This is a genomic window from Acinetobacter sp. YH12095, assembly GCF_013419245.1.
Classification (GTDB): Bacteria; Pseudomonadota; Gammaproteobacteria; order Pseudomonadales; family Moraxellaceae; genus Acinetobacter; species Acinetobacter towneri.
On the sequence record NZ_VPAL01000002.1, the window covers coordinates 70,543 to 84,256 of the forward strand.

12 protein-coding genes and 2 pseudogenes are annotated in these 13,714 nt (G+C 39.5%); 7 read left to right on the top strand and 7 right to left on the bottom strand.

What is annotated here, in order from left to right:
- The first annotated feature begins 170 nt into the window (after nucleotides 1-170).
- The 4 genes from FTU35_RS02025 (at nucleotide 171) to FTU35_RS02040 (ending at nucleotide 3,028) form a co-directional block, all read left to right on the top strand.
- Nucleotides 171-449, top strand: coding sequence for a hypothetical protein (locus FTU35_RS02025; protein ID WP_004975487.1), 279 nt, complete (start codon nucleotides 171-173; stop codon nucleotides 447-449).
- A gap of 254 nt (nucleotides 450-703) precedes the next feature.
- Nucleotides 704-2,425: a mechanosensitive ion channel gene (locus FTU35_RS02030; protein ID WP_004975489.1), complete on the top strand. Its 1,722-nt coding sequence runs from the start codon at nucleotides 704-706 to the stop codon at nucleotides 2,423-2,425.
- Between the two features lie 95 nt (nucleotides 2,426-2,520).
- Nucleotides 2,521-2,691 (top strand): hypothetical protein, encoded by a 171-nt coding sequence (locus FTU35_RS02035; protein WP_171501094.1) that lies wholly within the window; start codon nucleotides 2,521-2,523, stop codon nucleotides 2,689-2,691.
- Nucleotides 2,692-2,860: 169 nt separating this feature from the next.
- Nucleotides 2,861-3,028, top strand: a complete 168-nt coding sequence (locus tag FTU35_RS02040; RefSeq protein ID WP_004975492.1) for a hypothetical protein — start codon at nucleotides 2,861-2,863, stop codon at nucleotides 3,026-3,028.
- Nucleotides 3,029-3,211: 183 nt separating this feature from the next.
- Here the strand turns inward: FTU35_RS02040 and FTU35_RS02045 are convergent, their stop codons facing one another.
- The 5 genes and pseudogenes from FTU35_RS02045 to FTU35_RS02065 all read right to left on the bottom strand — a co-directional run bounded on the left by FTU35_RS02045 (nucleotide 3,212) and on the right by FTU35_RS02065 (nucleotide 7,733).
- Entirely contained in the window at nucleotides 3,212-4,408 is a 1,197-nt protein-coding gene (locus FTU35_RS02045) for an NAD(P)/FAD-dependent oxidoreductase (RefSeq protein WP_180064454.1), read from the bottom strand.
- Between the two features lie 53 nt (nucleotides 4,409-4,461).
- Nucleotides 4,462-5,334, bottom strand: coding sequence for a 1-aminocyclopropane-1-carboxylate deaminase/D-cysteine desulfhydrase (locus FTU35_RS02050; protein ID WP_167846176.1), 873 nt, complete (start codon nucleotides 5,332-5,334; stop codon nucleotides 4,462-4,464).
- Between the two features lie 67 nt (nucleotides 5,335-5,401).
- Nucleotides 5,402-5,592: pseudogene (locus FTU35_RS02055) on the bottom strand (HlyD family secretion protein); the annotation flags it as partial.
- 6 nt (nucleotides 5,593-5,598) lie between these two features.
- Nucleotides 5,599-5,976 (bottom strand): annotated as a pseudogene (locus FTU35_RS02060) (IS4 family transposase); the annotation flags it as partial.
- 134 nt (nucleotides 5,977-6,110) lie between these two features.
- Complete coding sequence (locus tag FTU35_RS02065) at nucleotides 6,111-7,733, bottom strand: oleate hydratase (RefSeq protein WP_180064455.1); 1,623 nt, start codon at nucleotides 7,731-7,733, stop codon at nucleotides 6,111-6,113.
- A gap of 354 nt (nucleotides 7,734-8,087) precedes the next feature.
- Here FTU35_RS02065 and FTU35_RS02070 point away from each other — a divergent pair, with 354 nt between their 5' ends.
- Nucleotides 8,088-8,711: a LysE family translocator gene (locus tag FTU35_RS02070; RefSeq protein WP_180064456.1), complete on the top strand. Its 624-nt coding sequence runs from the start codon at nucleotides 8,088-8,090 to the stop codon at nucleotides 8,709-8,711.
- A 49-nt stretch (nucleotides 8,712-8,760) separates the two neighbouring features.
- On the opposite strand, the gene FTU35_RS02075 is transcribed toward FTU35_RS02070, so the two are convergent.
- Nucleotides 8,761-9,117, bottom strand: coding sequence for a hypothetical protein (locus FTU35_RS02075; RefSeq protein WP_136144675.1), 357 nt, complete (start codon nucleotides 9,115-9,117; stop codon nucleotides 8,761-8,763).
- Nucleotides 9,118-9,244: 127 nt separating this feature from the next.
- Entirely contained in the window at nucleotides 9,245-11,302 is a 2,058-nt protein-coding gene (gene metG, locus FTU35_RS02080) for a methionine--tRNA ligase (protein ID WP_178867169.1), read from the bottom strand.
- Between the two features lie 278 nt (nucleotides 11,303-11,580).
- Between metG and apbC the strand changes: the two genes are divergently transcribed.
- Both apbC and dcd read left to right on the top strand, forming a co-directional pair.
- Nucleotides 11,581-12,834: an iron-sulfur cluster carrier protein ApbC gene (gene apbC, locus FTU35_RS02085; RefSeq protein ID WP_167846171.1), complete on the top strand. Its 1,254-nt coding sequence runs from the start codon at nucleotides 11,581-11,583 to the stop codon at nucleotides 12,832-12,834.
- A gap of 200 nt (nucleotides 12,835-13,034) precedes the next feature.
- The gene (gene dcd, locus FTU35_RS02090; protein WP_004975507.1) at nucleotides 13,035-13,604 is read left to right on the top strand and encodes a dCTP deaminase; all 570 of its coding nucleotides are present in this window, start codon (nucleotides 13,035-13,037) and stop codon (nucleotides 13,602-13,604) included.
- The last annotated feature ends 110 nt before the right edge of the window (nucleotides 13,605-13,714 follow it).

Below are 13,714 nucleotides of genomic sequence, written 5' to 3' on the forward strand. Positions count from 1 at the left end.
GATTATAGCGCATTTCCCCGTGAGAGGCAGCTTTGTCGATATTGGGCAACATAGGTGGTACTTGAGGTATATTACATCTTTTCACCATCTTGCTATGTATTGTCACACAATAAGCGTGAGGAGCTTGTTAGTATAAAAATTCATCAGATAAATACATAAGTGAGGGGAACATGCCACATGATTTCAATAAACCACCTCATGTAAACTCAGCTGAAGACATTAAGCGAAAAAAACGTATTCCAGTCTATATGCTTCTACTGGTGGGAATCTTTTTATTGGCATTGCTGATTTACATGATGGCGGATCGCAATCCGAGTCCGAGCGAAGCACCTCCTGGACATCCTAATCCAACCGTACAACAAGCAACGCCAAATAGCACGACAACGGGCACAGCTGGAGATGAAGCACGTGCAGAGGACAGTAATACTGCAACAGCAACAGATCGGTAGCTTAGCCTAAGCGTCAAAAATTCATATTTACAAATTCAGCCTTGCCTAGATGCAGGGCTTTTTTGTGGATTTTCGCAAGGTTTATTGTCCCTCCTTTGTAGAATTGTTGCGATTCTGCATCCTAAGGTTGAATAAAAAATATGCAAATTCTATGGTGAATAGAGCTTTACTCAATAATTTGAATCGATAAAAAGCAGTTTTGCGCCGTGGTGCAAACCTAAAAATGAAGCTAATCACCATGAGGATTAAACAAGATGAATGATTATTTTAATGGGAACCTACATGGCAGAGGTTTTGATGCCATGTATTATTGGGAGCAATTTCAACCCATTTTAGCTGCAGTCGCAATTTTACTTGTCGGGTGGGTGATTGCATTATTGGTTGCGGGTGGAATTAAAAAGGTTCTACAAAAATTAGGTACCGATCAAAAATTATCAAATGCAACGGGGCATCGTTCAAATATTGAAGTGATTGTGTCGCGGGTCGTGTTTTGGGTGATTTTAATTATTGCGGTCATTGGTGCGCTGAATGTGTTGAATCTGACCAGTGTCAGTGGGCCATTCAGTAATATGATTCAGCAGTTCTTACTGTTTATTCCTTCTTTACTGGCTGCTGTAGCCGTTGCTTTTATTGGGTGGATTTTGGCAAATCTGGTCAAAGTGGGGATGCAAAAACTGTTGGCACGTACCCAGTTGGATGAAAAACTCAGTGCCGATGTGGGTGTGAGTGGCTTAAGTCAAAATATCAGTGAAATTGTTTATTGGCTGATTTTATTGCTGTTCTTGCCAATTGTGCTGTCAATTTTAGGCTTAAACGGTCTGTTGTTCCCTGTGCAAAACATGGTGAATGAAGTTGTGCTGTATTTACCGAACATCTTCATTGCAGGCGTGATTGTTTTTGTCGGATACATTCTGGCAAAAATTGTTCGTGGCATTGTCGAAGGTTTATTAGGCAGCCTGAATATTCAACAGCATGCTGAAAAAGTTGGCATTTTTAAAAATTCAAATTTACCTAAATTACTCGGTTCGTTTGTTTTCGCCTTGGTGATCATCACCGCCTTGATTATTGGTTTTGAGGCACTTGGAATTGAAGCCATTTCGCAGCCTGCGACAGCCATGCTGTATGAAATTATGAATGCGATCCCGCATATTATTGCGGCAGGTCTGATTCTTATTTTGGCTTATGTGGTGTCGCGTTTTGTAGCCAATATTGTGGTGGAAGTGGTTGCAGGTACAGGAGTCGATGATATTCCTGCCAAACTCGACTTACAGCGCTTTTTAGGTACGACTAAAATTTCATGTGTAGTCGGTTATCTGATTGTATTCTTTACCATGCTATTTGCGGTATCTGAAGCGGCGAACCGTTTGGGCTTTGATCAAGTCAGCGGCTTGATTGCCATGTTTATCCAGTTTGGTGCAGATATCCTGTTGGGTGCTGTCATTTTGGTGGTGGGTTTCTGGCTCGCGAATTTGGTCGCCAAAGTGGTACAGCGCGGTGAATATAACAGCTCACGTTGGTTGGCAAACTTAGTCCGTATTTTAATTATGGGTTTGGTGGTAGCCATGGGCTTACGCGCGATGGGTATTGCCGACTCGATTGTGAACTTGGCCTTTGGTTTAACTCTCGGTTCTGTTGCAGTGGCTTTCGCACTTGCCTTTGGTTTAGGTGGTCGTCAACCTGCAGAGCGTGTGTTAACTGATTTGATTGATAAAGCTAAACGTGAGGCAAATCAACCGAATCCTTTGCACAAGACAGAAACGGCAACGTCAGCATCAAGTGTGATGACACCTATTGTATCTGAGCAGCCGCAAGCGTCTGTAAGTGATGTGACTACAACACCTGAAGCGGCAACTGATCATGCAGTGCCAGATACCTTAAAGGTTGATCCTGAACATCCACCAGTCAACAACCCATTTGGTTCGACAGGTGAGGCTGAACCTGATGTCGATGAACATCCAAAAAATGACCCGAAATAACCTATTCAAATTTTGATTTGAATCGCTAAGATAATCGGCCAATCACCGTATTGGTCGATTTCTTTTCGGTATTTATTAAAAAAGAGGAAAGACTAATGTCCAAATCAGTACCCAATAAGTTTTTTGCCCCAATAGTGATTGCTGGCATCACCATCGGTTTTTTTGTTGCCGCTTATAAGTTTGTCTTTGCTAAACCAGAAGCAACGGCAAAATCAACTGAAAATGTTGATAAAAATCACCCAAAGGAGGATAGACTAAGCTCTTAAATTATGTTAAAAATTAATCAACTTTGGCAGGAATGAGCCAAAGACTGATTTGGATAAATCAGATCAATAACTTGGAAAGCTTGATGAGGGTTTAAGGGAAAAATAAAAAACTTGGGTTTTAACCAAGCTGAAATATTTGAGTCTTAAAATTCGCGCAAGGATGACAATAATGAGAGAAATCAATATGCTAAACAAATTACGTATCAGTTTAAAAGTTCAAGTGGCAAATTCGTTACCTATGCATCAACAAAATGCTGTGCTTAAAATGCAGCAAACTGAATCACGTTTGGCAAATACGCCAAAATTGGTATTATTTCGTACCGATTATTTAGAATAAAATAACAGGATTCACGTATTGCTAAGTCTTTATAGTACGTGACGGTGTTAAAGAAAAAGCCAGTTTAGAAAAAACTGGCTTTTGTCATTTTGCAATTTGATCGGCAAGATCAATATTATTCTGTTTAGACTAGAATCATTTTTATCACATTCATTTGTTTGCATGTTTCATCTAAAAGCAAACTTAAACATACTCCGATGCTGCATGTGCAGATGACCACGCCCATTGGAAATTATAGCCGCCCAAATGTCCCGTTACATCTAAAACTTCCCCAACAAAATACAAGCCTTTTTGTTTTTTACTTTCCATAGTTTTAGAGGAAACTTCTTGGGTATCGACTCCGCCTAAAGTGACTTCGGCAGTACGATAACCTTCTGTGCCTGATGGTTTGACTTCAAAGGCATTTAAACGTGCTGCAATCTGTTCTAGCTTTTCATCACTGATATTGCCAATTGCCGTTTCAGAGAGTGCAGGCCAAATCAGTTGCTGTAATTCAGCCACTACACTTTTTGGCAGATGCTCGCTGAGTAAGGTGCGCAGTAAAACTTTAGGACTGCTTTGCTTTTTATTTTTAAAAAAGTCATAGAGTTCTAAGTAAGGTAAAAAGTTAATTTTAAAACTTTGTCCGACATCCCAATAATTAGAAAGCTGTAAGGCACTCGGCCCACTCAAACCACGATGGGTAAATAGCAATGCTTCGGTAAAACTATTTAATGAATTTGATAAAGTCGCATCCACCGCATTACCGCTTAAACGTGTAGTGACTTCTTTAAAGCTGTCTGAGAAGGTAAAAGGCACTAAACCTGCACGGGTCGGGTAAACACGATGACCAAACTGTTTAGCAATTTCATAGCCAATTCCAGAGCCACCTAAAGTTGGAATAGATAAACCACCTGTGGCTACAACCACAGCGCTTGCTTGGAAATACCCTAAAGTCGTTGCAATTTGGAAACCTTGATCATCTAGGGCATTCACAGCTTTGACTTCACAATTAGTTTGAATATTGACCAGATTGGTTTTTTCACATTCGGCCAAGAGCATGGCTAAAATTTCTTTAGCGCCGTTTAAGGTGAATAATTGTCCGTGTTTACGTTCTTCATATTCAATGCCGTATTCGCAGACCAAACCAATAAAATCCCAGTTGGTATAACGGGTGAGAGCAGAAATGACAAAATGTGGATTATGTGAAATATAATGGTTTGGCTCGACTTCTAAATTGGTGAAATTACATTTACCACCACCAGACATCAGAATTTTTTTTCCCACTTTATTGGCTTTTTCCAGTACCACAACCGAACGCCCACGTTTACCAGCCTCTGCAGCCAACATCAAGCCTGATGCACCCGCACCTAAAACAACAACATCAACCTGATGAACCATGAGTATTACTCGGTAGACGAAAAGCGAGCAATTATAAAAGATTTGTGGGGGTTTTAATATGCTTTAAGCTTTCCTTGCAACCCACCTGTATGAATGGCCAGGATTCGAGTGTGGGCAGGGAAATGATTGTGCTGGATTAAATCAAGAATTCCCATCATCATTTTACCTGTATAAATGTGTTCGAGTGGAATTTGATATTTTTGCTCAAAATTTTGAATAAATTTCAATAATTCAGCTGTAGTTTTGGCATAGCCGCCACCACAATAAGCATCGGTTAAAGACCAATTGCTTTTATCAGTCCATTGTTGAATGTCCTGTTTGAGAAAATCACCTTTCAAGGCTGAAAAGCCTAAAATGTGCTGGTGATCTGAACTGCTTTCAATGATGCCTGCAAGAGTTCCACCTGTACCCACGGCACAACAAATTACGTCATAATTTTCTAAATCATCAGGGGAGAGGATTTCCTGTGTCCCTTGAATGGCAAGGGAATTGCTTCCACCCTCTGGAATAATAAAGGCTTGAGGATATTGCTGTTGAAGTTGTTGTAAATATTCTACTTCATGGCGCAGACGATATTCGGCTCGGCTGACAAAATGCAGTTGCATGCCAAAATCTTGCGCTGTTTGTAGGGTAGGATTTAAGTCTTGGGTCGCAAGTTCCTGACCACGAATGATGCCGATACTTTGAAAACCAAAATGCTGTGCTGCAAAAGCTGTTGCTGCAATATGATTGGAAAATGCACCGCCAAAAGTGAGGACTTGAGAAAAACCTTGCTGTTGTGCTGCCAAGAGGTTGTATTTGAGTTTAAAAAACTTGTTGCCCGAAATCTGGGGATGAATCTGATCAAGGCGTTTGATGGTCAGTTGAACAGGCTGGGGAAGTTCTAATGTTTGATAAGGGGTAGGAAAAGCAATGTGATCAAACATTTTTTGCGAACGAGAAATGAATTTGACCACATTGTAAATGTATTTGATTGAGAATGTCAGTGTTGGTTTATGAGTCGGTATCCACCGACGTGATTACCGACATACCAGGACGTAGGTTTTCCATGCCTTTTTGTTCTGGATCAATGGCGATGCGTACCGCAATACGTTGCACCACTTTGGTAAAGAGTTGCCTGTGGCATTATCAGGTTTGAGTACACTGAACTATGAGCCCGCAGCAGTGGAAATCTGCTCCACATGGTCTGGTTTATTGAGCAATGTCCAAACAATAGGTATCGCTATTCCACGATAGACGATAGCTAACATCAAGATATTGATATCTCGTTTTCCCCATTTCCAGTTGGTTCTATCCAAAGTTAATTGGACTTTATCGAATAAAAATATATTGAAAATTAACTGAGAAATTTGACGATAATCGAAATACTGATCTGCAAAGAAGCGTTGTATACGTCGATAAAATGATTGTGGTAAGCACTTGATGGGTAAGGCTTTAGATACAAAAGAAAGATTACATGTCTGTTTTACAATTAATGCAGGCATAATCAGTGTAAAACATTTTACATGTGACTTGTTCCACTTTAGATATTTGTTTAATATGAGATGTAACTCATTGAAATGTGTGATCATATTCGTCGTCAGAAAACAAGTATTATGCCATTATTTCAATGAGTTATCTTTTTTGTCGTGTACAAAGATCGTTTTATCAAAATAAGTTGAATAACCATAGGGCAGCAATTTACCCTATGGCTTTTTAAAATTTAATGAAAAACTGCTTCCAAAGCATTTAAGCCAACTTTAGGATCGAGTAAACCATTGTAAATCTCTGGAATTTCACGTTCGACACCTAAGAGCTGATAAATGGCAATCATGGCACAACGTACGGAATATTCCACAGTGAAAACCACATCATCTTCAAGCTCTACGAATTGACCTAAGAAAGCAAAGTTGACTGCATTTTCTGGAATGACCAATGGGCGATCACCTGCTTTACGACATGCAAATAGGGCAGAGGCATAAGGCATCATTACTGTGGTAATGTCAGTATGTGCCAACACATGATCCAAAATGTCATCGAAACCAAGTTGATGAATCAACTCAATTAAAATTTCTTGACCCGTCGCTTCACTCATCGGTTTTTTAATGTAATCGCCGATATGGTCAATTTCAAAACCATAACCCCATAAGGTGAATTTACCTTCTGGTAAGTCAGCAAAATGCGGTTGAGCTGGAACGACCACAGATAGATGCCAACCAGATTCAAACCAAGTCATGAGTGCACCTGTACCCTGTTCATTTCCTGTGTAATCAATAATCCGTTTTAGCAGCACATCATCATGCATGGTGAGCGTAAAGGATTTCCATTTATGCTCATCAATGTTGCCATAGAAGGTCATTGGACGACCAAAATCAGGAGCTTTTTGAGCCAATGTTTCCCACAAACGCCAGCCATGATCTTGTCGATCACGAATCAGCTCAGGAACATCGAATTTATCGCCATAACGTGAATCAGCCGTAATCGAACCTAAAGTAAAGAGCGCAAGATCATGCTCACCCAGTTGAATTTGTTCAGTGCCTTCTGGAATGTTGACATAAAGTTGGGTTGCCTTACGTTCCTTCGTTTGGGCATCTTCGACAAAGTCTGCATCTGTGACATAACTACCGAAACGAACATCAACGCCTTGTTCCACCAACCAGCGTTGTAGAGGATGAATCATTGAATCATATTGATTGTATTTAGTTCGTTTCACACCTGCTAAGGTATGGATGCGTGGTAATTCTTGAATGAAACGTAGAAAATAACGGCGTAATTCCGCTGCGCTATGCCATTTTTGAAAGGCAAACGTGGTTCGCCACATCCGCCAAAAATTACTTTGGAAAAATGCATCATCAAAAAATTCATCAATACGGCGACTACCGATACGATCTTCTTTTAATGCCAGTAGACGTAACATTTGAGCACGGTTGAGCGTTGATAATCCCAATTTTTGAGCTTCTGCAATAATATGATTTGAGTCGATCAAACGTGCTTGAGCATTGGTTTTAACTTGTTCGTTAAATTCACGACATTCTTCACGAACTGAAATGTCTGGATTTTCTAAAGATGGGATGCTTGAAAATAAATCCCAAGTACACAAATAAGTTTCATCAGTTAGCATACGTCCACCACGTGTGACCCATGCTTGGTTCGGATTAAGCGGATTATGTCCACCATCCATCGAACCACCAGAAACATTCAATTCTTCTAAAATATGGATATGTTCAGCTGGCACTTTAGCATCACGAATCGCAAAAGCAGCAGCAGCCATACCAGCTATGCCTCCACCTACAATCCAAAGATGTGATTTAGAGTGGTCTAATGTTTTCAGTCTTTTATTTTGCATCTGATGTGCCTCGGTTGTTGTTCTAAAGAAAATTAAAGCCATAATTTTATTATGGGATTATGTGTTTTAAAAATATATGAAAGTTCTGCTAAAAATCGATGATAAATTATTATCAGAAAAAAACTTTAATAGAAAAAATGGATGCACAATAAAATTTTACTGTTCATATGCTATGTTTTAACTGTTTGATATTGAAATTAAATTGAGTTTTTACTCTATTTTTGTTTTTACTAAATATCAAATTGCTTGAAAAATCCTTAAATTTATAAACATAAATCAAAAAAATTATATATTCTATTATGGTTTTTTAAGTAAAATAAATAATTGAAAATTATTCTAATCTTGAGGTCTATCTTGGAATCATTATTGATTTTAGGCTCTATTGCTTTGGCATTAATGTTGGGGGCAATTAGTCCTGGGCCTACCTTTATTTATGTGGCAAAAAATTCGATAGCCATTTCACGTAAGCATGGTTTATTTACGGCTTTAGGCACGGGTACGGGTGCCGCAATTTTTGGTTTATTGGCGGTGATGGGGTTGCAGGCTATTTTATTGGCAGTGCCTTCGGCATATTTGCTGCTTAAAATTTGCGGTGGTTTATATCTGTTATTTTTGGCTTATAAAATTGTGAAGCATGCCAAAGAGCCTATTCAAACTAATCTTGCAGATGGACAGCAAATGTCACTGCGCCGTGCGTTTACCACAGGTTTAATTACACAGTTATCTAACCCTAAAATTGCAATTGTCTTGGCGAGTATTTTTACAGCTTTGTTGCCTAAAGAAATTCCGAACTATTTTTATGTGGTGCTGCCAATTCTGTGTTTTTTTATTGATGCAGGTTGGTGTTCATTGGTTGCTGTAGCTTTGTCTGCAGAAAAACCACGTCAGGCTTATATTAAGTTTAAGGCTATTTTTGACCGTGCAGCAGGGGCGGTCATGACAGTATTGGGCTTAAAATTAATTTTTGGGATGAAGTGATTTTTGTATAAATCCCCTCTAGGGTGAGAGGATTTATACTTAGTACATATTATTTTTTACATTCTGGTTGAGAGCGATCAATAACTTGAGTGCCTTCAACGCGATAACCAATTTGACCTACAATGAATGCTTGGTTTAATTGAGTAATAACAACATCAGATAAAGCAACTGCACAGCGATCTTTTTCAATTGCACGATCTACAGCTGTTTTGAAGTTTGGAATACCTAAAGGAAATAATACAACAGGTACTTTATCTTCACCTGTAACTCGTTCACCTTTTACAAATTGATTTGAGTTTAAGTTATAGTTTTTCGTAGATGCGACAGTCATATCCGCCATACGTACTGAACAACCAGTGAAAGCAAGTGTCGATAAAGATAATGCGATTGCTAATACTTTTTTCATAAATACCCCTAAAATAATTTTAATAAATAAAAGCAGCGATATTTTAATTAGAATTATTTAGAAATCAATAAAATAATTATATTTTTAAGAAAAATGCGCCATTTCGGCGCATTTTTCAATTCACAGCTTAGCTGACTTTATCACCCGGTTTCGCACCACTTTCAGGTGAAACCACCCAAACGCCGTCACCATTACCCGCTGCAAGTACCATACCGTTAGAAATACCAAAACGCATTTTACGAGGTGCAAGGTTAGCCACCATCACCACCAATTTGCCTTTTAAATCTTCTGGTTGATAAAATTCACGAATACCACTAAACACATTACGTGGCTCAGCTTCACCTACATTTAAAGTTAATTGAAGCAGTTTGTCTGAACCTTCAACGGTTGCAGCCTCTAAAACTTCTGCAACACGTAAATCAATTTTGACAAAGTCATCAATCGTGATAATTTCCGCTTCACCGACTTTTGGTTCTGCTTTTTTCTCTTTGGCTTTTTCTTTTTTCTTTTCCGTTTTTGGTGCTTCAGCAGGTGCGGCTAAAGAATCTTTAGATGCATCTACCATTGCAGCTACCGCTTTCGGATCAACACGTTGCATGAGTGGTTGGAACAACGCAATTTCATGACCGACTAAAACAGTTTTACGTGATTCAAAGTTAAAGCTATCTAACTGTAAGAAGGCTTGAACTTGTTCAGCCAAGGTTGGCAGTACAGGCGCAAGATAAATCGCCAATTGACGGAATAGGTTAATCCCTACAGAACATACGTCATGAACTTGCTGTTCTTCGCCTTCAATTTTGGCTAAAGCCCAAGGCTTTTTCTCATCAATATATTGGTTGGCGCGGTCAGCAAGCGCCATAATTTCACGAATTGCCGCAGAGAATTCACGCTCTTCGTATGCTTTGGCAATCGAGTCACCTGCAGCAATAAAGCTTTGTACTAACTCAGGTTCAGCGCAGTTTGCACTTAATTTGTTATCAAATTTAGTGTTGATGAATTTGGCACAACGACTGGCAATATTCACCACTTTACCTACAAGATCAGAGTTTACTTTCTGCACAAAATCATCCAGATTTAAGTCAGAGTCTTCAACTTTATCAGACAGTTTTGATGCAAAGTAATAGCGTAAATATTCAGGATTTAAATGCTGTAAATACGTTTCTGCTTTAATAAATGTGCCGCGAGATTTCGACATTTTTTGACCATTTACAGTCAAGAAACCATTTACAAATAAACCTGTAGGCGTGCGATAACCCGCACCATCTAACATTGCAGGCCAGAATAAAGCGTGGAAATATACGATGTCTTTACCAATGAAGTGATAGACTTCTTTGTCTGAATCTTTTTTCCAGTAATCGTCAAAATTTAGGTCAGGGCGTTTGGTTTTTACGTAGTTTTCAAAACTCGACATATAACCAATTGGTGCATCAACCCATACATAAAAATATTTATTTGGTGCGTCTGGAATTTCAAAACCAAAATATGGTGCATCACGTGAAATATCCCAGTCATTCAAGCCATTTTCAAACCATTCATCTAATTTGTTGGCGATCGAAACTGGCAAACGACCTTCATCGCGTGTCCATTTTTGTAAGTATTCACCAAAATTAGGCAATTTAAAGAAGTAATGATCTGATGATTTTTCTACAGGCGTCGCACCGCTCAAAGTCGATTTTGGATTAATCAGCTCAGTCGCGTTATAGGTTGTACCGCAAACTTCGCAAGAATCGCCGTATTGATCTTCCGCTTTACATTTTGGGCAAGTGCCTTTAATAAAACGATCCGATAAGAACATGCCTTTTTCAGGGTCAAATAATTGCGTGACGGGACGAACAGCAATATTGCCTGCATCACGGTTTTTGACATAAATTTCGCTGGCACGTGCGCGGTTGGTGTCGCTATGCGTTGAATCATAATGATCAAAATGCACACCAAAACCGTCAAAATCGCGAATGTGTTCTTGTTGCACATTGGCAATTTGCTGTTCAGGGCTAATCCCGTTGGCTTCGGCACGCAGCATGATTGCTGTACCATGCGCATCATCCGCACAGACATAAGTCACGTCATGTCCCATTGCACGCATGGCGCGAACCCAGATATCTGCCTGGATATAACCGAGTAAGTGACCCATATGGATCGGACCATTGGCGTATGGTAGGGCGTTAGTGACTAAAATTTGACGCACGGATATAACTCTCTCAAATAGGGACGATGCAATTCGGGCAATTTTACCTTAGATAGCACATAGATGCACAAGGGATTCCAGGAATTCTTTTCAAATCCGCTTAGAAGGCTAAATACAATATCGAAACAAGCTCTTGGTCTGCATTTGAAGATAAATCATGTCAAAAACCAAGCAATATACTCAGAATTAAGTATTTCAGTGATAGCACGACTTAACCTTATACTGAATTATCGTTACACTATCAAAATCGCGGTATTTCCAAACTTTGGAGTAAATCTATGTCTTGGCTTTCTTCACTTAAATCAGTTTTTTCACCTTCGCATACGGTGAATGAGGAAGCTATTCAGCACGTGCTACAAAGTTATATATTGCCTGAATCTGAACATGCTTTAAAAGATCGTATTTCTCAAGTGAATGTGCAAGGTGATATTCTGCAAATCACCATCAATACTTATCCTGAAGAAAAACAACATTTACAACAAATTCATGATGAACTGGCAGATGCTTTAGAAAAATGCGGCATTAAAGAACTGAATATGCATGTGATTCAGCAGAAATCTGGACAGAAAAAAGAAAGTTGTGGGCATCAACATGCTGAAGGTGAAAGCTGCTCAACATCGACCACACAGACCGTAGCATCTCATTTACCGCCAGTAGTCGATGCTGCAGGTCAAAGTTCAATGCAAGAAGCCGATCCGAATAATCCACCGATTCAAAAAGCTGCGCCACAACAGCGCGATGTGCCGAAACATCCGCGTATTCAAAACGTAATTTTGGTATCTTCGGGCAAAGGCGGGGTTGGAAAATCTACCACTACTGTAAATTTGGCTTTGGCATTACAAAAGCTAGGCTTAAAAGTTGGCGTATTAGATGCTGATATTTATGGTCCAAGTATTCCGACCATGCTCGGCAATGCTGGCAAAACTCCAATGATTGAAGCTGAGCAATTTGTACCATTGGATGCTTTTGGGATGCCTGTGTTATCCATCGGACATTTAACAGGTGACCACAATACACCTGTAGCGTGGCGTGGACCAAAAGCCACAGGTGCATTAATGCAGCTCTTTAATCAAACTTTATGGCCAGATTTAGATGTGTTGATGATTGATATGCCACCAGGAACGGGGGATATTCAATTGACACTTGCACAGCGTATTCCTGTAACGGGAGCGGTGATTGTGACTACACCACAAAATGTTGCCTTAATGGATGCTGTCAAAGGCATCGAACTATTTAATCGTGTGCAAATCCCTGTCATGGGCGTAATTGAGAATATGTCGACGCATATCTGCTCAAACTGCGGCTACGAAGAACAAATTTTTGGTCAAGGTGGTGGCGATAAACTGGCAGAACAATATGACATTCCGTTACTTGGGCGTTTACCATTGAATGTCAGTATTCGTGAAAATGTCGATGCAGGCACACCGTCTGTAATTGCTGGCGATGATGCTGCAGACAGTTATATTGCGATTGCCCAACAGATAGCAAAAAAACTGCCTAAAGCTGAAAAAGATCATAATCGTATTTTTTAAGTGCGAATTGAAAAATAACAGTTATTGTTGCCTTATAAGTATTTCAATAGCTAGAAGCTACTTAGGATTAGTGTGCCTGTAAATGGGAAATGGCGGAAATTTAAATTATCTTGGCGCTTTAAAAGTAGCTAGTTTTCATTAATCTGGTTTTCAGTTAAAGTACAGCACAGTTAAACATTCATATTTTGGATAGAAAATAAATGGCAATTAAGTCTGATCGTTGGATTCGCGAAATGAGCGAAAAACACGGCATGATTGAACCGTATGCAGAAAACCAAGTTCGCTTTGATGAAAATGGCGAAAAACTCATTTCTTATGGTGTTTCTAGCTATGGTTATGACGTACGTTGTGCACGTGAATTTAAAGTCTTTACCAATGTTCACTCAGCAATTGTCGATCCAAAAAACTTTGATGAAAAAAGTTTTATCGATATTGAATCAGATGTGTGCATCATTCCGCCAAACTCGTTTGCCTTGGCGCGTACCGTTGAATATTTCCGTATTCCACGCAATGTATTGACAGTATGCTTAGGTAAATCGACCTATGCGCGTTGCGGTATTATTGTGAATGTCACGCCACTCGAACCCGAGTGGGAAGGTCATGTAACTTTAGAGTTTTCCAATACCACGAACTTACCTGCACGTATTTATGCGGGTGAAGGTGTGGCACAAATGCTGTTCTTTGAATCAGATGAAGTTTGTGAAACCTCGTACAAAGACCGTGGTGGTAAATATCAAGGGCAGACAGGCGTGACCTTGCCTAAAGCATAAGTGATTAACCCATCACAATTTTTCTGTTGAACAAGCGAGCCAATGTGCTCGCTTTTTTTCATTCATCGGAAAGCTGTGCTGTTTAGCCAGTTTGTTTTGCATTTGCATAA

Bases quoted from the DNA above. Each gene is read 5' to 3' on its own strand.
- FTU35_RS02025 (WP_004975487.1), top strand. From the start codon at position 171: ATGCCACATGATTTCAATAAACCACCTCATGTAAACTCAGCTGAAGAC.
- FTU35_RS02030 (WP_004975489.1), top strand. From the start codon at position 704: ATGAATGATTATTTTAATGGGAACCTACATGGCAGAGGTTTTGATGCC.
- FTU35_RS02035 (WP_171501094.1), top strand. From the start codon at position 2,521: ATGTCCAAATCAGTACCCAATAAGTTTTTTGCCCCAATAGTGATTGCT.
- FTU35_RS02040 (WP_004975492.1), top strand. From the start codon at position 2,861: ATGAGAGAAATCAATATGCTAAACAAATTACGTATCAGTTTAAAAGTT.
- FTU35_RS02045 (WP_180064454.1), bottom strand. From the start codon at position 4,408: ATGGTTCATCAGGTTGATGTTGTTGTTTTAGGTGCGGGTGCATCAGGC.
- FTU35_RS02050 (WP_167846176.1), bottom strand. From the start codon at position 5,334: ATGTTTGATCACATTGCTTTTCCTACCCCTTATCAAACATTAGAACTT.
- FTU35_RS02065 (WP_180064455.1), bottom strand. From the start codon at position 7,733: ATGCAAAATAAAAGACTGAAAACATTAGACCACTCTAAATCACATCTT.
- FTU35_RS02075 (WP_136144675.1), bottom strand. From the start codon at position 9,117: ATGAAAAAAGTATTAGCAATCGCATTATCTTTATCGACACTTGCTTTC.
- apbC (WP_167846171.1), top strand. From the start codon at position 11,581: ATGTCTTGGCTTTCTTCACTTAAATCAGTTTTTTCACCTTCGCATACG.
- dcd (WP_004975507.1), top strand. From the start codon at position 13,035: ATGGCAATTAAGTCTGATCGTTGGATTCGCGAAATGAGCGAAAAACAC.